Genomic DNA, 19,068 nt, shown 5'->3' with positions numbered 1-19,068 from the left:
CGCCGGCGGCGGCATCCAGGGGGAGCTGTCCCTGGCCGTGCCGGACCTGTCGGCCGCCCTTGCCCTTGCCGGGATCTCGGGCGTCCGAGGCGCCCTGTCGGCAGAGGTGTCGGTTGCCGGCACCCCGGCTCGGCCCACGGCCAAAATCGACGCCGGCGGGAAACAGCTTTCGCTCGCGGATCTCACCCTGGGGGACATCCGGCTCGAAGCCGGCCTCAATGCGGCGGGGACCCTGGAGATCACCGACCTGACCCTTGCCAACCAGGGCTCCCGGGCGGCGGTTCGGGGCAGGATCGATCTTTTGAAAAAAGGGCCGAAGAATACCATGACGGTCAGGCCTGATCTTCCCGTGGACCTCACCCTGGCCCTTGAAAGCTTTGAACCAGCCGATTTTATCAAAGATAAAGGCCTTGAGGGGCAGATTGACGGCACCGTTACGGCCAGGGGGCCGGTGCGCGCCCCCGACATGCAGGCGGAGATTTCAGGAAAGGAGCTTGCCGTGGGCGGGACGCGGATCGGCGGCGTGGAAGCCCGTGTCCGCATGGCGGACGGCAGCATTCTGCTTTCGCCCGTCACGGTGGTGAACGGGAAATCCAGGGCGGCAATCTCGGGAACGATCGACCTCATGACGCCCGGAAACGGCGCTGTTCGGGCGGATCCCGCCATAGACATCCGGGTTGCTGGAGAACCGGTCTTCCTGGAGGACTTCATCGACGGCATGTCCGGGGCCGTCACTCTTTCCGGAGAGATCGGGGGCAGCATCTCCCGCCCCCGGGGCAGGGCGGTCGTCACCGGAAAGAAACTGGCTCTCGGGGGGCAGGCCATCGACGGTGCGGCCCTGGAGGCCCGGATGGACGGGCGGAGCATCGTGGTCGACCGGTTTCAGGTGGCCGTGACCCCGAAAGAGACCCTTGACGGGAGCGGATCCATCGATTTTGAGCGGTCCGCCTACGACCTCCGGATTTCCTCCACGGGGGTCTCTTTCGCGAGCATTGATGCCCTGGCCGGCATCGACGGCCTCAACGGGAAGGCCGCCCTCGATATCTCGGGAAGGGGGACCTTTTCCGAACCCAGGGCCGAGGGAAGGGTCTCGGTGACGGGCATCCGGGTCAACCAGGAGCCCGTGGCGGATATTCGGCTCAATCTGACCGTCAAAGACCAGACGGCAAGGGCCCGGGGGAGCGGGGGATTTGATCTGGACGGGCGCTATCATCTGAAGAAAAAGGAATTCTCCGCATCCATGGGGTTTGACCGGACCGACCTGGCCCCATATTTCAAGATCGCGGGGCTGGGGGATATGGGCGGGCGGATCGACGGTACCGTTACGGCCGACGGGCGAAGCGACGCCCCGGAAAAGATCCGGATCGCCGCCGACCTGAGGAACCTGACGCTGCTGTCGGAAGGCCGGGAGTTCCTCACAAGCCCGCGAATCTTTGCCCGGATGGAGAACAGGGCCTTTAGCGTGGCGGATACGGAGATCCGTCTGCTGAAGGAGGGGCGGATCACCCTGGGCGGACAGGGGAATCTGGCCGGAACGATATCCATGACTGTTGACGGCCGAATCCCCTTTTCGGTGATCCATCCGTTCCTGGGGGATGAAATCGAAGCCGGGGGTATGATCATCGTCAATGCCGGACTGGGCGGGACCTTTGAACAACCTGAAATCAGCGGTGCCGTCATCCTCGATCGGCTCGGCGTGAACCTTCCGGGGCTTTCCCAGCGCCTCCATGACGTGACGGGCCGGATCGCCATGTCGTCCAAAGCCCTCGTTCTGGAAAAGATCGACGGCCGCGTCGACGGCGGGAGTTTTACCCTGGGCGGTCGGGTGGATCTGGAGAATTTCAAACCGGTCCGCATGGATCTCCAGGCCGCCGCCCGAAAGCTGCCCATCGAGGTTCCCGATACCCTGAGCCTGGTTATAGACAGCGCCCTCTCCCTGAACGGAACCGTTGAAAAGTCCCTCCTGAAGGGGGAGATCGTTCTGCTGGAGGGGCGGTACTTCAAGGATGTCGAACTCCGCCCGATCCGGGGCATCACCCGGAAGACCCGGGAGGTCGCTCCCGAACCGGCGGGCGGGTCCGTCCCTTTCCTCGCCAACATGGACCTGGGCATTGTCATCCAGCGCCGGGAACCCTTCGAGGTGGAGAACAACCTTGCCGACATGCGCCTGAGCCCGGATCTTCGGGTCGTGGGCACGGCGGAGCGCCCCGTGATCAGCGGCCGGGCCGGGGTGGACGAGGGGGTCATTACCTATCAGGCGATCCGCTTTCAGCGGGCGGAGCTCGGGTTCCGGACCACGGAGTTCGAGATTCGAAAGGGGGTGGTGGACTTCCTGAACCCTTACAGGACCGAACCGACCATTGATATCGAGAGCGAGGCCTCGGTGCGGGACTGGACAATAACCCTCAAGGTCAGCGGGACCCCGGACAACCTCAATTTCAAGCTGTCATCGGTTCCTTCCGAGGAGGACGCGGATATCCTGTCCCTCCTTCTGGTGGGAAAAACCCTCAAGGAGATGCGGCAGGACGACGCCTCGGGGCTGTCCGCGCGGCAGATGCTGGGCGATATCCTGGCGGGCTCCGTCTCCTCCGGGGTCAAGGACGCCACCGGCCTCGACATTGTCGAGCTGGAGTACACTGAGGCTGCGGACCCGGATGAACGGGACGACGTCAAGGTGACACTGGGAAAGGAGCTTTCCCGGAGGATCACGGTGAAATACGGCGCTGAACTCAAGAATGGCGAGACGGTCCAGAAGGTCATCTCGGAATACAAGATCTTGGAGGCCCTGCTGGTCAGCGCCTTTCAGGACACGGCCGGCAATTTCGGTGGAGCCCTGACCTACCGGGTGGAATTTTGGTAAGGGCGCCGTCGGTCGATCGCCGGGAACAGAGGATCATGTCTAAACTCAGGATCTTGGGAATAGCGATGGCGGCATGGCTGATGCTGGGCGGGGCCGTCGGCATCGGCGCCGGACCGCCCCGGGCCGGGGGAACTCCGGTCGTCTCGCGGATCGACATTCAGATCGACGGCGGACGGGGCGATCCGGAGCGCTGGAAATCCATGGCCGCCGGCCTCCTTTTTCTCAAGGAAGGGAAGCCCTTCTCAGATGCGCTGCTCCAGAAAAGCCTGGCGGCCCTGGGAGCCTCCATGGTGTTCGAGACGATTCACTTGCCTGATCCAGACCGGACAGATGGCGGCATTGCCCTGACCTTTTACCTGAAGCCCTTTCTCAGAATCCGGACCGTCCGGATGGAGGGCGCTTTCCCCGTTTTCGAGCGTGAGGTTCATAACGCCATGAGCTTCCATCCGGGGGGGCGCTACGTGACCGATACCATTCCAGCCGAAGAAGCGTCGGTGGAGGAACTCTTCAAGGCCAACGGGTATATGGCACCGGTCGTTCGGATCACGACCGAACCCGATGAAAAGGAAGGCTTGGTCAACATCCGGGTGAGGATCGAAAAAGGCCCTTTTCTTCGCATCGAACACTTTCAGATCGAGGGTGCCCGGGCCTTTTCCGAGTTCCGTCTCAAGCTGAGGACGGATGCCTGGAAAAAATCCCTCCTCTTTGGGGATATCCAGCGTTTCATCCGGAAGGATCTCGATGAGGACATCAAGAACCTTTTGAAATTCTACCGCGCCAAGGGGTACGCGGATGCGACCGTCGAGGCCCTTGTGAAAGAAGGTGCCGATGACCGATCGGTGAATGTCCGGCTGATCGTGAACGAAGGCCTCCGGTACGATGTCTCCTTCGAGGGGAACGAGGCCTACCGGGCGTGGTGGACCCTGCGTCGGGACCTGGCCCTCGAGGGTGGAAATAAAAATGATCTGGGCCTCAGGAAAAGCCTGCGGAACATCCGGAAGCGATACGAGGGCGACGGGTATCTCGACAGCCGCGTGACCGTTGCCGATCCCGACGACGGCAGCCTTCCCGAAGGGCGTCGCGACATCCGCATCCGGATCGACGAGGGCCCTCAATCCATCGTTCGCAATATCCGGATCGAGGGTAACGAGGCCCTAAGCGACCAGAAAATTGAGAAGCAGATGCTGACGCGGACCCCTGGAATGTTTGCTGAGGGCGGCTTCGACCCCCGGCGGTTGAAAGACGACATCGACGCGATCAAAGCCCTCTATCTCATGGAGGGATACCGGGAGACCGCCGTAGAAAGCCATCTGGAATGGCTGTCCGAAACCATGGCAAAAAGCCCGGAAAAAGCGGAAGCGAAGGCATCGGAACAGGGCGGACTTGAACGCCCCGCGAAAGAGGGCGACCGGAGCGGGAAGCGCTATGGCGAGCTCACCCTCACCATCGACGAGGGGGTAAAGACCCGCGTGGCCTCCCTTGCCGTCACCGGTGTTACCGCCATCCCCCTGGAGATGGTTCGGGAAGCCGTTCTGCTGAAGCCCGGAGATCCATTCAGGGAACACCTGCTCAAGGGCGATGAGGATACGATCACGGGCCTCATCGCGGAGCGGGGGTACCCCTTTGTCGAGGTCGAGGGAAAGGCGGTGCTGACCGCGGACGCCTCCGGCGCCGATGTGGCCTTTACCGTATCCCAGGGCCGGTATGTCGAGACGGGCGAGGTCTATTTCACGGGAAATTTCCGGACGGCGGAGGAGATTCTCCGCAACGAACTGGAGCTCCGGCCCGGAGAGCCGTTCTCCGCCAGAAAGATCCTCGAAAGCCAGCGGAACATCCAGGATATGGCGGCCGTCGATGGGGCCCGGATTCGCGTCCCCGGGCTGAAGGAGCAGCCCGAAACGGCAGCCCTCTTCGTGGAAATCGAGGAGAAAAAGCCCTTCTGGCTGGAATTCAGCCTGGGTTACGATACGGAAAGGCATCTGTTCGCCTCGACAAAGGGCGGAGACCGCAATCTCTTCGGCAGAAACAAGGATGTGAGGGCCGGCGTCGAGGTCAGTCAGATCGGCTATCGCGTGGACGCCTCCTTCACCGAGCCGCGGGTCCGGCAGAGCCGGATTTCGTCCACGAGCGCCATTTTCGCGGAAAGGCGCGAGGAGTTCAACCAGGACTTCGGGACCCGGAATTTCGGCGTCTCCCAGGTGTTCAACCGGTGGTTCCTGGACGAGGACCTGAACCTGGGGCTGGCCTTCCGCCTGGAACGGCGGGAGCAGTATATGCGCGACGACACCCCGATCCCGGAGGGGGAAGCGGACATCTATATCCCCCGGACCGTTTTCGTGACCACGCCATCCATCATCTATACCACGACGGACTCTTTCACCCGCCCCACCCGGGGGATTCACGCCTCGCTCTTTGTCGACCTCTCCACCGGGCTCCAGGAAACGCTCGACAATTTTTTGAAATATCGATTCGAAACCCGGTATTACCTCACGCCGCAGGAGAAGCTCACCTTTGCGTTGCGGGGCAGGTATGGCTATATTTACCCCTACGGATCGGACAGCCTCCTCCCGGATGATCAATTGTTCTATCTGGGCGGGACCGCCACCGTCAGGGGATTCGACGAAAATCTTTTGAGGGTTGACCCCGATGGAAAGGCCGTCGGGGGCCAGGAAGCCCTCCTGGGAAACATCGAAGCCCGGTATGACCTGGGGATGAATTTTGAGCTGGCGGCGTTTTACGACGTCGGCGCCGTCAGAAGGGCGGACGGGCAGGGCGGCGGGGACGATTTTCGGTCGTCCGCAGGCATCGGGCTTCGTTATATCACCCCGATCGGCGCCGTCGGTCTTCTGTACGGCCGGCTGCTCGATCCGCGGGAGGGGGAAGACACGGGCCGTCTCCACTTCTCCATCGGCTATACCTTTTGACGGTGCGGGAGTGACCCGGCCCGAGCGAGGATGGAAAGCGAGGAGATTGAAACACCGGCCCTTGAATCGGCCCTGGCCGTCGTCCAACGGTCCCATGACCTTCCGGCGGCGGATGCCGGGCGCATTTACGCGACGATAACCAACACAAGGAGGCATCACCATGGCCAGTCGAAATGTTTTTCTGTCAATCTTCTTCGGCCTGCTGGTCTGGATCGCGGGCCCGGACGGCGGTTCTGCCGCAGACCCCAAGGACATGGGCGGATGGGAGGTTGACGGCGCCTATAACCGGCTCTACAAGGGCAGCGAAAGGGATCGGCTGAAAGGCATCATTGAGGATGTCAAGGAGGTGGTCCCCCTGGCGGGCATGTCGGCAGGGGTGGCCCTCGTCGTCAAGGATGAGGACGGCGACAGGGTCCTGGTTCACCTGGGGCCGAGATGGTTTGTCGATCCCGAGGGCATCGGCGTCCGGAAGGGGGATGAGGTAAAAATCAGGGGCGCATGGGCTGACGTCGGCGGAGAGGATGTCTTTATCGCCTCCAAGGTGAAACGGAGCGAATTCGAGGAATACAAGGTCCGGCGGACCCGGGACGGCTATCCGTTCTGGTCCATGAGCGCCGAGGAGCTTGAGAGGGAAAAGGGCGGGGATTGAGGCAGCTTGCGGGGATGCCGCCGCTGCGGGGGGCCTCTCAGGGCACTGGCAATGGAAACTGTGCTGATTTTGTTGAAACAGCGCAACAAGTCTGTTAAGACGATACATCAGGTTGGCCGCGTCAACACCGCTTTCCTGTCATAACCCGGAAATGACCGATCTTTGTTGCGCCGGACATGCCGGCGTCATCCCGCTTGACGGATGGGGGTGGCCTTGACGCCGACGCATTTCACGGCCGGCGGCAAGGCCTGATGCGCCCCCCGTGTTGCCAGAGGAGCCCTTGAACGCGAAAAAACGGATCATCATCATCGACGACCATCCCCTTTTCCGGGAGGGACTCAAAACGATTCTGGGCCGGAGCGACGGCTTCGAGGTGGCCGGTGAGGCGGGAAACGCCGTCGACGGGCTCAGGATCATCAAAACCGTCCGGCCCGACCTGGCGATCGTGGATGTCTCCCTGCCGGACCGCAACGGCATTGAATTGACCCGGGATATCGTAAAAGTATCGCCCAACACGCGGGTCTTGATGGTCAGCATGTATTCCAAGATCGATTACATTGTCCGCTCCTTCCAGGCGGGCGCCGCCGGCTATCTGGCCAAGGAGTCCGCCGCGGACATGCTCCTCAAGGGCATCCAGCATGTCCTTGAGGGCGATTACTTCATGGATACGAAGGTTTCCGAAAAAGTGGTCAAAAAACTCGCCGAAATCCCTGAAAACAGAATCGCCGTCTCAGCGGAGGGCTACGAGTCCCTCACCCCCCGCGAACAGGAGGTGATGAGCCTTCTTGGCGAAGGGTTGTCCTCAACGCAGGTGGCCGAAAAACTGTTCATCAGCCCCAAGACGGCCGAAAACCATCGTGCCAACATCATGCGCAAGCTCGGCCTGCACAGCTCCATCGAGTTGATCCGCTACGCCGCCAAGATCGGCATTATCGACGTGGATCTCTGGAAAGAATAGCCTTTTCCCGGCGGCTCATCAAGAATCCCCCCCTTTCATTTCCGGGAAATCCCCCCTCCGGGAGTTTTCCCTATTAAAATGATCCATACCCCCTATGGACAAACGGACGGAACGGTCCATATTTTTGGAATATTCAACGCCGTCCGTTTTCCGAAGGACCGCAATGGAAGACCCGTCAGCAGCATTGCGCCGTCGGCAGTGTCTGAAAATGACGGTTCTAGTGTGACCCGGCAAGGTTTTTGCAGAACCATTTTCCAAAACCTGAACCGACGCTAAAGGGCGGGTGATTTCGGTGCGGCTCTCAACGGTTCGGATATGGCGTTTCAGGCTCTTGGCAGATGGACTTGGACGGATGACATCCGCTCCGGATTTCGGAAAGGCGATGTCGTTCGGGAGCCCGATAGACATTTCAGAGGGCAAAATTTGATCGCGGATGACAAAAAGTGTGAAATCGCGGCTCACGAAAATCGGTCTGTCGACCTGCAAACGCTGCGGCCGTGCGGCGGGGTTGCCAGACCCGTCGAATTCATTCGCTGTACCTTCTGGACGTCCTGATATCCGGGCGTGAAGAAATCTTACCCTTTTCAACCGCCGGAGGAAACCATGGCTTTGATACTGATTGTCGATGATGAATCTCCCCATAGGCATGATGTGAAAAAGGTGCTTGCGAATGAAGGCTACCGGATCATTTCAATTACGGATCCCACCGCGACATGGGCATACATAAACAGATTAGAGCCCGACCTGGTGCTCCTGAACGGGTTGTCGGAGCAGTTTCAGAGCTTCGAGATTCTGAACGACATCAAGCAGCGATCGCCCGAATTTCCAGTGCTGGTATACATGGTGAAAGATAACGACGCGGTGAAAAAATTGAAGCAGGCGGTCGCCCTTGCACTGTTCGAGGTTCGGTTCAGCCGAAGGGAAAAACGATCGCCCTTCATCGGGTCCGTGCGATCCGGCCAGGTTCAAAACAGTTTTTAGGGTCGCCTGCAAAAAAAACCAGCAAAAAAACAGGACGTGCTGATCGAAAGAGAGAGGTGGGGGAAACACGTGGCAGCGAATTTCAGAATAGTCTCTCAGAAAAACAGGGGTGATCTCCATATTCGCCTGACAGGGGATTTTGACGGATCCTCCGCCTGTGAACTTGTCAATGCGCTTGAAGCCTGCGACGAAAGCGGCGGAAAAATCGTTATCGATACCTGCGGCCTGTTATCGATCCATCCTTTCGGGAAGGGGGTGTTTCAAAAATACTGCGCCGTCAAGAAATTGCCCTTGAATATCACCTTCACCGGAAAATACGGAAGCACCATCAAGCCCCAGCCCGGATTGTCCCTGTAGCGCCGCCTTCCGGGCATCACCACCCTGATCCGCCCGGCGGCGTCCTTCCCCCCGGCGGTTCGGAAAAAGCCGCGGCTCGCGGCTTGGTTTGCAGCAGGACGCCACCCTGTGCTATGAAGGGTCTCGGAGAAGGAGACCCAAGACATGGGCGTTCACGAAAAACTGAGGGTTCTGGATCACATCTATCGGGTTTACGACGGCTTCATCGCCGGCCGTGAGACCGCATGCCGAAGAAAATGCGCCCGGTGCTGCACGCGAAACGTCACCCTGACCACCCTTGAGGCTTACAAAATAGCGGTTCACCTCGTTGACAGCGGAAAAAGCGGCCTGTTCGGGAAACTGGCGGCGGCGGTCGACGTTCCACGGTTCATTCCCCGGGTGACGACCAATGCCCTTGCGGATATCTGCCTCCGGGGGGAGGAGCCGCCGGAGGAACCCAATGATCCGGATTGGGGCGGCTGTCCGCTCTTGGACGACGGGGAATGCCCGTTATACGCCGTCCGCCCTTATGGGTGCAGGTGCATGGTTTCGGCGAGGCGCTGCGATGACGCCGGGTTTGCGGAGATGGATCCCTTTGTGGTCACCGTCAACAACGTGATCCTGCAGTATATCGAGCACATCGACCGGGACGGGTGGACCGGCAACCTGACGGATCTCCTCCTTTTCATGGCATCCGAAGAGAGCCGGCGGCGCTACCGCGACGGGGCTCCGGATCATCCGCCCGGGGGGCTGATCCGGAACCATCCGGTGCGCGCCCTCATGGTGCCCCCGCGTCACCGGCAGCAAATCGCCCCGCTCATCGCCGCCTTGGAGAACGTTCCCCCGGCATCGGCCCCCGGGGGTTGATGCCGCCGCCGCGTCACAGCCCCAGCAGATTCCAGGCGTTTCCGCCGCAGATACCGGCCCGCGCTTCCGCGGAGATGCCGGATTTGTCCATGTCGCCGAAATAGCGGCCGGGTTTCAGAAGGGGATAGTCGGTCCCGAAAAGAACCCTGTCCCATCCGGCCAGTGGACCGGCCGCGGCGTATATGTCGACATCATAGAGAAAGGGCGAGGCCGCCGTGTCGTACCAGACATTGCCGAGGGCCTCTTTGACCTCCCGTTTCAGGAGATTGTAGAAGAAAATGCCCGCGCCCCAGTGGGCCAGGACGATCCGGTTTTCCGGGAAGGCCTGGACCATGCGGTAGATCTGAAGGAGGGTGTTGGGGCTTTTCCCCGGGTAGGCATGCCCGACGGGCTCGTTGGTATGGATCAGGACGACCCGGCCATGCTCCCGGCAGAGGGCCATGATCGGGTCCAGGGCCTTGATGGCGGCTTCGTCGATGCCGGACTCATAAAACGCCAGTTCGCCCGCGCCCTGAAGCCCCGCCGCCAGGCAGCGTTCGGTTTCGGCCGCGGCGTCCCTGTTCATGGCGTCAAAGCAGGCCAGGCCGATGAACCGGTCGGGATATTTGTGGACCGTTTCGATGATATAGTCGTTCTCCCGCCGGAAGGTGTCCGTGGCCCGCCAGGGAAACCCGAAAACCACCGATTTGTCGACGCCCTCCGCGTCCATCATCCGGAGGGCGTCCTCCGCCCCCACCAGCCTGGATTTGGGAGAATCGTAGAGCAGCTTGAACGCCGGCTCGGATGGGAAAAAGGCCGAACGCTTCTCCCGTATGGCTTCTGAAAAGAGATGCACATGGAAATCAATGATCATATCGCCTCCGCCAGGGTCGGTTCATCGGCTGCAAAATGCCTTTGACTTTTTGAAAATTCCCCCTTATTCCAGATGAACAAGGACGTAAAGCATACGGACAAACACGCTGTTTGATCAAGCACATTTTTCCAGATCATTTCTGCTTTGGAGGATTACGGATGTTTTTTGACGCACCCGGCCGGGAAAACACGGACAGAACCCTCGAACTGGCGCTGGAACGGGGAAAGGCCCTGGGCATCGGGGAGGTGGTGGTCGCCTCCACGAAAGGGGACACGGCGATCAAGGCCCTGGAGCGCTTCAATGGGTTCAAGGTGGTGGTTGTGACCTATCACTGCGGGTTCAAGGAGCCCTTCAGGAGCGTCATGCCCGACGGGGTGAGAAAAGCGCTGATGGAACGGGGGGCCACGGTGGTGTCGGCCACCCATGCCCTTTCCGGCGTGGAGCGGTCTGTTGCGAAAAAATATTCGGGCGTCTATCCTGCCCTTCTGATCGCCGATACCCTGAGGCTCTTCGGGCAGGGGGTCAAGGTGGCGGTGGAGATCTCGATCATGGCGGCGGATGCCGGGGCCTTGTCCGGCGGGGATATCATCGCCGTCGGCGGCACCGGCAGGGGGGCGGATGCGGCGGTGGTTTTGAAACCGGCCAATCAATCGGACATGTTCGATATCCGCGTCCGCGAGATCATCTGCAAACCCCGCGACTTTTAGAGGGCGGACGGGCGGCCGGGGGCCAAAGCGAGGATGGGAAGGCGGGGGTGGGAAATGTTCTTTCTGATCGGCGGAATCACACCCAAGATAACGGTGCTGGATGAGCGCCCCGTGAACTGCCCGGTGTGCGGTCTGGCGCAGGCCCGTTACAAGCGGGTGGACCATTGGCTGAACCTCTTTTTCATCCCGATCGTCCGGGTCAAAAAGGGCGAGCCGTTCCTGATGTGCGACCGGTGTGAACGCAGCGTCCACGAGATGGGCGATGACTACCGGAACGCGGTCGACCGGCAGAACGTCCGATGCCGCCACTGCGGCAGAGCCCTTCATCCCGAATTCCGATTTTGCCCCCACTGCGGGGAAGCGGTCTGATGATCCGATGGCCTTGAGGCATCCCGGGGATGAAGCGGGGAAAGGGCCGGGGGAACGCCCTGCGGCGGAGGCGGCGCGCCACGTAGTCCTGGTGGCGCCGGAAGTCCACTGGAACACCGGAAACATCGGCAGGACCTGCCTGGGCGCCGGGGCGTGCCTTCATCTCATCCGGCCCCTGGGATTCTCCCTGGCCGACCGGCAGGTGAAGCGCGCCGGGCTCGATTACTGGCCGAGGGTCAGGCTCTCGGTCTGGGACTGTTTCGAGGATTTTCTGTCGGCGACGGCGCCTTCCCGGGAAGAGGTGTCGCTGTTCGCCAAGAAGGGGGCGAGGCCTTTCTGGGAGATGACATGCCGCAGGCGGTCGTTTCTGGTCTTCGGGTCCGAAACAAGGGGTCTTCCGCCCGACATCCTCGCCCGATTCCCGGACAGGACCTTCCATATCCCCATCACCCGGGAGGTGCGGAGCCTCAACCTCTCCACCAGCGTGGGCATCGCCCTCTACGAGAGCCTCCGGGGCCTGCCCTCCTGTCATGCCTGGCCCTGACCGGTCTCGGGCGATGTTCAGGAGAGGAAGCTTTCGATCCGGTTGTTCATCTCTTCCAGCGCCGCCGGCGGGGTCCATATCACCTCGGGGTCGGCCTTGAACCAGGTATACTGCCGTTTGGCGTACCGCCGGGTGTCCCGCTTGAGGGTCTTTGCGGCCTCCTCCCAACTTGTGCGGCCTTCGATGAAATCGGCCATATGGCGGTACCCGATGGATTTCATGGATTTGAGTTCTGAATGGTATCCCATCGCGAGAAGCCGCCGAACCTCGGGCAGCAGTCCCGTCTCGATCATGATGTCCACGCGCCGGTCGATGCGCTCATAGAGCGCCTCCCGCTCCATTTCCAGACCGATCTTGAGTGTCCTGAACGGGCTTTCGCCGAATCGGTGGGCCGAGTGATGGTCCGAGATCGGCTTTCCGGTGCTTTCGAAAACCTCGAGGGCGCGGAGGATCCGGAAGCGGTCATTGGGGTGAATCCGCCGGCCGGCCTCCGGATCCAGCCGCGCAAGTCGGTGGTGGAGGGCTGCGGGTCCAAGGATGTCCGCCTCGTTTTCAAGCCTTCCTCGGATTTCAGGGTCGACGGCCTCGGCATGGAAGATCCCCCGGGTCAGGGATTTGATATACAGCCCCGTGCCGCCCACCACAAACGCCGGCGTATTCCGGGCCGCCAGGGCGTCGACGGCCGCCGACGCCTCCCGGGCAAAGCGGGCCGCGTCGAAGGCTTCATCGGGCGCCGCGACATCGATCATGTGATGGGGGACGGCGGACCGCTCCTCGGGTGTCGGCTTGGCCGTGCCGATATCCATGAATCGATAGACCTGCATGGAATCGGCGCTGACGATCTCCCCCCGGCGGCAGCGGGCCAGGTGAATGGCCGCCGCGGTCTTGCCGACGCCGGTCGGTCCGCAGATGATGACGATGGCTGGTTTATTTCGGGACTGTTCCATGGATCGAGGCCTGCCTCCGTTGCCCGGGTCATGCCGAACCCGATGCCGCGCCGGGTCTCCTGCGGGAGAAGCCAGACGGATCAGCCGCTGTTGCGGGCGCGTTCATAGAGATTCTGGCGCCGGTTGGGCAGGAAGAAGCGCATTTTATGATTGCGGACCCTCTCCATGGCGGATGCCGAGAGGTCGATCACGATCATCCCCTCCCGGCCGCTCAGGTCTTTTTCGATGATATTGCCCGACGGGTCGATGGCCAGGGCGATGCCGGGAAAATGAAGCCCGTTGGCGTTTTCACCCGCCTGATTGCATGCGATGACGAACAGGCTGTTGTCGAAGGCCCGCGCCGGGAGATGGCGGCACCACGAGCGGTATTTTTCCTCGGGTGTCCCCCGGGGGGAGGCATGGGGCATGAAAATGATGTCCGCACCCTTCTGGGCCATCAGCGTGGACAGATCAGGGAAGTGGGTGTCGTAGCAGAGCTGGATCCCAAATTTGATGTCCGCGAATTCGAACACGGGGACATCCTCACCCGCCGCATAGACCTCCCGCTCGGGCGGCGCCATATGGACCTTGCGGTACACCCCCAGATTGCCTCCGGGGCAGACCGCAAGATGGCTGACGAAGAGTTGGTCCCGCTTTCCTTTTTCGGCCATGCCGGCCAGGATGGCGATGTCCTCCCGGTCCGACAGGCGGGAAAGCCGATCGCTGATGGGGCCCGGCACCGGCTCCGCCACCGCCTTGATGTCGGCGCGGCTGCTGTATCCGGAGATGTTCATTTCGGGGAAGCAGATCAGGCGCGCCCCCAGGGATTTTGCCGACCGGACCATCTCATCCATCCGGTCCATGTTTTTCCGGATATCGGGTGCGGACGAATGGAAAATGGCCGCGGCGATTCGAATATCTCTCATTTATAAATCGAAGTGGGCCCTGATTTTGTATACGTTGGTTGCCGGGAGGTTGATGATCTCCTCGACACCGGTGGCGGCAGCGATATCCCGGAGATGATTTTCGATTTCCGCCATGGACGGGGCGATGAAGGTGAACCAGACATTGTAGGCGTTTTCCCGGGTGTAATTGTGGGTCACCCCGGGGTAGCGGTTCACGGTCGCGGCAAACAGCTCCTGCCGCTCTTCCGGCACTTTCGCGGCGCAGAGCGTGCTTACGAATCCCAGCTTGTGCGGATAGAAATTGCCGCCGATTCTCCGGATGACGCCGCAGTCCTTCAATCGCCGCATGCGCTCGATGACCTCTTTTTCGGCGATCCCCAGCTCCTCTCCGATGCGCGCGTAAGGGCGCGGCGAAATGGGGAAGTCGGATTGGATTCGGTTGAGGAGACGGCGGTCCGTGTCGTCCATCAATTCAACTCTCTGGTCAACCCTCCGGCCGGCTTCCCGGTCGGGGGCCACATCGGGGCGGGGGGCATTCTCATGAATCTCCGCCGCCGGGCCGCATGCAGGCTCATCCATGGGGCGTTCCTTTCAAGAAATGGGCGTGCAATTTTCGGCTTCGCGGCCCGTCGAACTCGCAGAAGAATATTCCCTGCCAGGTTCCCAGAACCAGTCGGCCGCTTGCAATGGCGATCATCTCGGAGGCGCCGACCAGGGTGGATTTTATATGGGCCGGCGAATTCCCCTCCAGATGGCGATATTCCGCATCCCACGGGATGATCCGGTTCAGGACCATCAGCATGTCTTCCCTGACCGTCGGGTCGGCGTTCTCGTTGATGGTCACCGCAGCCGTCGTGTGGGGAACGAAGAGCATGCAGAACCCCGTGTCGATGCCTTCGGCCGCGGCGGCGTTTTGCACAACATCGGTGATATCGATGAGTTCGGTCTTTTTATGGGACTGGATCGAGAGAATCACCCTGGGGCCGCCTGTCTGGAGAAGCCCGTCGTCGGAGCGGGGCTGTGTTTTTTGTTGACTCTTACCGAGCTTTTTTTTGTATCGGAATGAAAGATTATTGTCAATATCAAATAAGGCATTTTCAACAAACTTAAATTATTGATAAAAATAATGCCAAATTCAAGCGGAGCGTCGAAAGATCAATTTTCATGTTGACAATTTCAAATCATAAATATAAACATCCTAATAAAAAATCACCGCCAAGGCTATATACACATATGTATATGTAATTGAATTATCGTCCAAACACTATGAAGAGGGGGTTTTTTTACATGGCAACAATCGAATTTAAGGGTAAAGAATTTGACGTTGATGAGGACGGTTTCATCACGGATTACAAACAGTGGAGCCAGGAGTGGGTTGAGTACGTCAAAGAGCAGGAAGGTATTGACGAGTTGACCGAAGAGCATCACCTGGTCGTCAAAGTCCTCCAAGAATACTACGAAAAGAATGGTATTGCACCGATGGTCCGCGTTCTCTCCAAGCTGACCAAGATGAAACTGAAGCACATCTACGAGCTGTTCCCCTCAGGGCCGGGCAAGGGAGCCTGTAAAATGGCGGGCCTGCCGAAACCGACGGGATGCGTTTAGTCGATCTTCTGATCGCGGTTCTCAGGTAGATTATGAATGGGGTGATGAATGTCACCCCATTTTTTTTGGGGTCGTGCGAATCCGACCCATGCTCCGGCGTCCCTCCTCCTTCGCCCGCCCCGCGCTTTTCGGTCCCGCTTGATCTTTTTTGGGTATTCCGGAGGCCGATTCGCTCCCGTCGGCTTGATTTTATCCGGGAATTTCGGTAAGAACGGAGACATCGACCGCTGTTCCCGTGACGTCGCCCTTCCGGTCTGATCACGGGGGCAATACCGCGAGGGGGATGACATGAACGAGATCGCTCTGGCCGTTCCGATGGGGATCGTCCTTTCGGGGGCCGCTCTGGCAGCGCTTTTCAGCATCGACGCCGTCCAACGAAGGCTGTCGGTCCCGCAGATGAGCGGCGTTCTGGCATTGGCCCCCATGGCCGCCCTCTATACCATCCTCTTGAGGATCCCCGATATCCTGGACGGCCGCGTGCTGACGTGGCGATTTTCATGGCTTCCCTCCCTGGGGATGACCGCGGGCTTCTATGTCGACGGCCTGAGCACCCTCTTTGCCGTCATCATCACCTTTATCGGCGCGCTGGTGGTTGTCTACGCGGGGCAGTATTTCAAGGGGGACCCGGGCGCCTGGCGTTTTTTCCTGTATCTTCTGGTCTTCATGGCAGCCATGCTCGGCCTGGTCATGGCCGGGGATGTGGTGACGCTGTTCGTCTTCTGGGAGGCGACCAGCATCGTCTCCTTTCTCCTGGTCGCCTATGCCCATTCCAATCCCGAGGCCCGCCGGGGCGGGTTCAAGGCCCTTGTCATCACGGGCGCGGGGGGCGTCTCGCTCCTGATCGGACTCCTCCTGGCGGCCGATCTTTCGGGCGGTACCGAGTGGGAGGTCATTCTGAAGAGCGGGGATATCCTGAGGGGGAGTTCGACCTATCCGCTCATTCTCGGGCTGGCCCTCGTGGGGGCGTTCACCAAGAGCGCCCAGTTTCCCTTTCATATCTGGCTCCCCCGGGCCATGACCGCCCCGACGCCGGCAAGCGCCTATCTCCACTCGGCCACCATGGTCAAGGCCGGCATCTATCTCATGGCGCGGATGAACCCGGCGCTGGGCCAGACGGAGCTCTGGTTCTGGCTCCTGACCGGCGTCGGCATGACGACCATGGTCACCGGGGCCTACCAGGGCCTCAAGCAGAATGATCTCAAGGCCATCCTCGCCTATGCAACCATCTGCCAGTTGGGGATTTTCACCATGATGATCGGCCAGGGCATCGCCATGGCCTACAAGGCCATGGTGGTGGGCGTGGCGGCCCATGCCATGTACAAGAGCGCTCTCTTCCTGGTGGTGGGTATTCTGGACCACGAAACCGGAACCCGCGATATCCGACGCCTGGGAGGCCTCTGGCGGCAGATGCCCGCCACCTTCGCCATCGCCCTCGTTGCCTCCCTCTCCATGGCCGGACTGCCGCCCCTGTTCGGTTTTCTGGCCAAGGAGACCCTCCTGGCCACCACCGTGCATTCATCCGTCCCGGAGAACCTGGCCTGGGTGCTTCCGGCCTCGACGGTCGTCGCCGGTGCGCTGATACTGGCCCAGTCGGGGATGCTGGTATGGGAGGTTTTCCTGGGACGGCCCGGGGATCCGGCGATCCATGGGCACGAAGCGCCGATGCTGATGTTGCTTGCACCCGCCATCCCGACGCTGATGTCCTTTTCCGACGCCCTTTCCCCGGATTCCGAGGCCGAGGCCCGCCTGCTGGCCCTGGCGGCCAGCGCGGCCCACGGCGCCGACGTCAAGGTGTCCCTTCACATGTGGAGCGGTCTGACCGTCCCCATGATGCTCTCGGTGGCGGCCGTCAGCATGGGGACGATTCTTTTTTTCTACCGCCGGCAGATCCGGGCGTTTCAGGCCCGGGCCGGCGGCAGGTTTTCCCTGGATATCCTGTACGACATGGTGTTTCGGTGCATCGATGCCGCCGCCGGTCTTGCGACCCGATTCCAGGTCGGACGGCTCAGGGTTTACCTGTCGGTGATTATCGGGGGGACGTCGTTTCTCGTCCTGGGATTGACAGGGATTCGACTGCCGCCCGTCACCGAAATGCTCAACACCTGGCCGCATCTCGATTTTCCGGGGGAGCTGATGTATCTGAGGATTTTCGCCCTGGGGCTCACGGTGGGAACGGCCCTCGCGAGTGTTTTCCTCCGGCGGGATTTCTGGGCCATCCTGGCGGCGGGGGTTTCCGGCCTGGGAATGGCGCTCCTGCTGGTGCTGGAGCCGGCGCCCGATGTTGCCCTGGTGCAGATCGTGGTCGACATCCTGACTCTGGTGATCCTCGTCCTGGCGTTGTCCCGGATCCCCACAGGCCAGCGCCGGGAGGCCCATGAGGTCACGTTCAAGCAGACCCCCTACGGCCTGGTGCGGGACACCCTCGTGGCCGCGGCCGGCGGGCTGGTCGTCATGGTCATCACCTTCGAGGCCCTGTCCGCGCGACCCCATGACAGCGTCCTGACACCGTATTTTGCGGCCAACGCCGAAATTCTGGCAGGATCCAAGAGCATCGTCGGCGCCATTATCGTCGATTTCAGGGCACTCGACACCCTGATCGAGATCACCGTGTTCAGCATGGCCGGCCTGGGCATCTTCATGCTCCTCCGGCACGCAGCTCAGAAACACGGGGACACCTTTCCGCACGCGGCCGGCGCCGTGCGTGAGGACATGCCGCTGGGCCTGGGCGTTCAGGGCCGGCAGGTGTCGCCGTTTATCCGGACCCTGGCCCATCTGATCCTGCCCATCGCCATGATCATCGGCGCCCTGCATATCCTCTACGGCCACGACCAGCCCGGCGACGGCTTCACGGCGGGGGTCATCATCAGCCTTGCCATCGGTTTCTGGTATGTCGTATTCGGATACCATGAAACCCGGCGGAGGCTCCGATGGCTCCGGCCGTCCTCTTTCATCGGCTCGGGCATCCTGCTCATCATATTGTCCGGCGCCGCCGGGGCCGTGGTGAAGGGCAGTTTTCTGGCCAGCGTCGATTTCAGCCATCTCCTGGGGGCGGCGCTTCCCAAAGGGGTCCACCTGGGGACCTCGCTTCTCTTCGAGTTTGCGATCTGCCTGAGCGTGGTGGGCAGCGTCGCCCACATGGTAAACACCCTGGGGATTCCCGGCGAATGGCACCCGGAGCGGGCGGATGCCGATAATGAATAACCTGCTTCCCGCAGCAGGGAGGATGCGTCACATGAAATTCCTGACGGCGTTATCCATCGGCGCGTTGTTCGGCATCGGCATTTTTCAGGTGCTGCGGCGCAATCTGATCCGCTCGGCCATCGGGCTGATTCTTCTCACCAATGCGGTCAACCTGTTTCTACTTTCCACCGGGGCCTATGACGGGTTTTTCCCGGCCTATGTGAACCGTCTGGCCGGAACCGAAAGCGACGCGCTGCCCCAGGCCCTGATTCTGACGGCTATCGTTATCAGCATGGGGGCGACGGCCTTCATGTTTGCCGTCATGATCGTCATCTCCGGGCGCTATCGGACGAGCGACTCCGATGCGGTGAGCGGTCTGAAACAGTGAACCCGGGCCGGGCCGC

The 19,068-nt window shown here is 60.9% G+C and carries 18 protein-coding genes; 13 read left to right on the top strand and 5 right to left on the bottom strand.

Annotated elements, in window-relative coordinates; genetic code table 11:
- From ACEW8N_RS17005 to ACEW8N_RS16975, 7 genes are all read left to right on the top strand, one after another.
- On the top strand, window positions 1–2,860 hold a 2,860-nt coding region (locus tag ACEW8N_RS17005), incomplete at its 5' end, for a translocation/assembly module TamB domain-containing protein (RefSeq protein WP_373501045.1).
- A gap of 35 nt (window positions 2,861–2,895) precedes the next feature.
- Window positions 2,896–5,784, top strand: coding sequence for an outer membrane protein assembly factor BamA (gene bamA / locus ACEW8N_RS17000; RefSeq protein WP_373501044.1), 2,889 nt, complete (start codon window positions 2,896–2,898; stop codon window positions 5,782–5,784).
- 160 nt (window positions 5,785–5,944) lie between these two features.
- Window positions 5,945–6,433, top strand: coding sequence for a hypothetical protein (locus tag ACEW8N_RS16995; RefSeq protein WP_373501043.1), 489 nt, complete (start codon window positions 5,945–5,947; stop codon window positions 6,431–6,433).
- Window positions 6,434–6,713: 280 nt separating this feature from the next.
- Window positions 6,714–7,391 (top strand): response regulator, encoded by a 678-nt coding sequence (locus ACEW8N_RS16990; protein WP_373501042.1) that lies wholly within the window; start codon window positions 6,714–6,716, stop codon window positions 7,389–7,391.
- 603 nt (window positions 7,392–7,994) lie between these two features.
- Window positions 7,995–8,372, top strand: coding sequence for a response regulator (locus ACEW8N_RS16985; protein WP_373501041.1), 378 nt, complete (start codon window positions 7,995–7,997; stop codon window positions 8,370–8,372).
- A 69-nt stretch (window positions 8,373–8,441) separates the two neighbouring features.
- The gene (locus ACEW8N_RS16980) at window positions 8,442–8,729 is read left to right on the top strand and encodes a hypothetical protein (RefSeq protein ID WP_373501040.1); all 288 of its coding nucleotides are present in this window, start codon (window positions 8,442–8,444) and stop codon (window positions 8,727–8,729) included.
- Window positions 8,730–8,873: 144 nt separating this feature from the next.
- Window positions 8,874–9,575: a hypothetical protein gene (locus tag ACEW8N_RS16975; protein WP_373501039.1), complete on the top strand. Its 702-nt coding sequence runs from the start codon at window positions 8,874–8,876 to the stop codon at window positions 9,573–9,575.
- A 13-nt stretch (window positions 9,576–9,588) separates the two neighbouring features.
- On the opposite strand, the gene ACEW8N_RS16970 is transcribed toward ACEW8N_RS16975, so the two are convergent.
- A complete protein-coding gene (locus ACEW8N_RS16970) occupies window positions 9,589–10,428 on the bottom strand; it encodes an amidohydrolase family protein (protein ID WP_373501038.1) in 840 nt (279 codons plus the stop codon).
- Window positions 10,429–10,586: 158 nt separating this feature from the next.
- Here ACEW8N_RS16970 and ACEW8N_RS16965 point away from each other — a divergent pair, with 158 nt between their 5' ends.
- The 3 genes from ACEW8N_RS16965 to ACEW8N_RS16955 are packed head-to-tail and all read left to right on the top strand — an operon-like array spanning window position 10,587 to window position 12,048.
- Window positions 10,587–11,135 carry a pyruvate kinase alpha/beta domain-containing protein gene (locus ACEW8N_RS16965; protein WP_373501037.1) on the top strand — a complete coding sequence of 183 codons (549 nt, stop codon included), beginning with the start codon at window positions 10,587–10,589 and terminating at the stop codon, window positions 11,133–11,135.
- A 54-nt stretch (window positions 11,136–11,189) separates the two neighbouring features.
- Window positions 11,190–11,504, top strand: coding sequence for a zinc ribbon domain-containing protein (locus ACEW8N_RS16960; RefSeq protein ID WP_373501036.1), 315 nt, complete (start codon window positions 11,190–11,192; stop codon window positions 11,502–11,504).
- 7 nt (window positions 11,505–11,511) lie between these two features.
- Window positions 11,512–12,048, top strand: coding sequence for a tRNA (cytidine(34)-2'-O)-methyltransferase (locus ACEW8N_RS16955; protein ID WP_373501035.1), 537 nt, complete (start codon window positions 11,512–11,514; stop codon window positions 12,046–12,048).
- Between the two features lie 17 nt (window positions 12,049–12,065).
- Here the strand turns inward: ACEW8N_RS16955 and miaA are convergent, their stop codons facing one another.
- The 4 genes from miaA to ACEW8N_RS16935 form a co-directional block, all read right to left on the bottom strand.
- Window positions 12,066–12,995 (bottom strand): tRNA (adenosine(37)-N6)-dimethylallyltransferase MiaA, encoded by a 930-nt coding sequence (gene miaA / locus ACEW8N_RS16950; protein ID WP_373501034.1) that lies wholly within the window; start codon window positions 12,993–12,995, stop codon window positions 12,066–12,068.
- Window positions 12,996–13,075: 80 nt separating this feature from the next.
- Window positions 13,076–13,900: a nitrilase-related carbon-nitrogen hydrolase gene (locus tag ACEW8N_RS16945; RefSeq protein ID WP_373501033.1), complete on the bottom strand. Its 825-nt coding sequence runs from the start codon at window positions 13,898–13,900 to the stop codon at window positions 13,076–13,078.
- Complete coding sequence (locus tag ACEW8N_RS16940; RefSeq protein WP_373501032.1) at window positions 13,901–14,458, bottom strand: AsnC family transcriptional regulator; 558 nt, start codon at window positions 14,456–14,458, stop codon at window positions 13,901–13,903.
- The gene (locus ACEW8N_RS16935; protein WP_373501031.1) at window positions 14,451–14,855 is read right to left on the bottom strand and encodes a secondary thiamine-phosphate synthase enzyme YjbQ; all 405 of its coding nucleotides are present in this window, start codon (window positions 14,853–14,855) and stop codon (window positions 14,451–14,453) included. Before ACEW8N_RS16935 ends, ACEW8N_RS16940 begins: the two co-directional genes overlap by 8 nt.
- Window positions 14,856–15,166: 311 nt before the next feature.
- On the opposite strand from ACEW8N_RS16935, the gene ACEW8N_RS16930 reads away from it, so the two are divergent.
- From ACEW8N_RS16930 to ACEW8N_RS16920, 3 genes are all read left to right on the top strand, one after another.
- Window positions 15,167–15,484 (top strand): TusE/DsrC/DsvC family sulfur relay protein, encoded by a 318-nt coding sequence (locus ACEW8N_RS16930; protein WP_373501030.1) that lies wholly within the window; start codon window positions 15,167–15,169, stop codon window positions 15,482–15,484.
- 288 nt (window positions 15,485–15,772) lie between these two features.
- The gene (gene mbhE, locus ACEW8N_RS16925) at window positions 15,773–18,685 is read left to right on the top strand and encodes a hydrogen gas-evolving membrane-bound hydrogenase subunit E (protein ID WP_373501029.1); all 2,913 of its coding nucleotides are present in this window, start codon (window positions 15,773–15,775) and stop codon (window positions 18,683–18,685) included.
- Between the two features lie 31 nt (window positions 18,686–18,716).
- The gene (locus ACEW8N_RS16920) at window positions 18,717–19,052 is read left to right on the top strand and encodes a sodium:proton antiporter (protein ID WP_373501028.1); all 336 of its coding nucleotides are present in this window, start codon (window positions 18,717–18,719) and stop codon (window positions 19,050–19,052) included.
- The last annotated feature ends 16 nt before the right edge of the window (window positions 19,053–19,068 follow it).

This window comes from Desulfococcus sp., from assembly GCF_041737845.1.
Classification (GTDB): domain Bacteria; phylum Desulfobacterota; class Desulfobacteria; order Desulfobacterales; family Desulfococcaceae; genus Desulfococcus.
This window is presented reverse-complemented; position numbering and strand designations above follow the sequence as displayed.

Bases quoted from the DNA above. Each gene is read 5' to 3' on its own strand.
- ACEW8N_RS16945 (WP_373501033.1), bottom strand. From the start codon at position 13,900: ATGAGAGATATTCGAATCGCCGCGGCCATTTTCCATTCGTCCGCACCC.
- ACEW8N_RS16995 (WP_373501043.1), top strand. From the start codon at position 5,945: ATGGCCAGTCGAAATGTTTTTCTGTCAATCTTCTTCGGCCTGCTGGTC.
- ACEW8N_RS16930 (WP_373501030.1), top strand. From the start codon at position 15,167: ATGGCAACAATCGAATTTAAGGGTAAAGAATTTGACGTTGATGAGGAC.
- ACEW8N_RS16955 (WP_373501035.1), top strand. From the start codon at position 11,512: ATGGCCTTGAGGCATCCCGGGGATGAAGCGGGGAAAGGGCCGGGGGAA.
- ACEW8N_RS16960 (WP_373501036.1), top strand. From the start codon at position 11,190: ATGTTCTTTCTGATCGGCGGAATCACACCCAAGATAACGGTGCTGGAT.
- mbhE (WP_373501029.1), top strand. From the start codon at position 15,773: ATGAACGAGATCGCTCTGGCCGTTCCGATGGGGATCGTCCTTTCGGGG.
- ACEW8N_RS16985 (WP_373501041.1), top strand. From the start codon at position 7,995: ATGGCTTTGATACTGATTGTCGATGATGAATCTCCCCATAGGCATGAT.
- ACEW8N_RS16965 (WP_373501037.1), top strand. From the start codon at position 10,587: ATGTTTTTTGACGCACCCGGCCGGGAAAACACGGACAGAACCCTCGAA.
- ACEW8N_RS16940 (WP_373501032.1), bottom strand. From the start codon at position 14,458: ATGGATGAGCCTGCATGCGGCCCGGCGGCGGAGATTCATGAGAATGCC.
- ACEW8N_RS16970 (WP_373501038.1), bottom strand. From the start codon at position 10,428: ATGATCATTGATTTCCATGTGCATCTCTTTTCAGAAGCCATACGGGAG.
- ACEW8N_RS16920 (WP_373501028.1), top strand. From the start codon at position 18,717: ATGAAATTCCTGACGGCGTTATCCATCGGCGCGTTGTTCGGCATCGGC.
- bamA (WP_373501044.1), top strand. From the start codon at position 2,896: ATGTCTAAACTCAGGATCTTGGGAATAGCGATGGCGGCATGGCTGATG.
- miaA (WP_373501034.1), bottom strand. From the start codon at position 12,995: ATGGAACAGTCCCGAAATAAACCAGCCATCGTCATCATCTGCGGACCG.
- ACEW8N_RS16975 (WP_373501039.1), top strand. From the start codon at position 8,874: ATGGGCGTTCACGAAAAACTGAGGGTTCTGGATCACATCTATCGGGTT.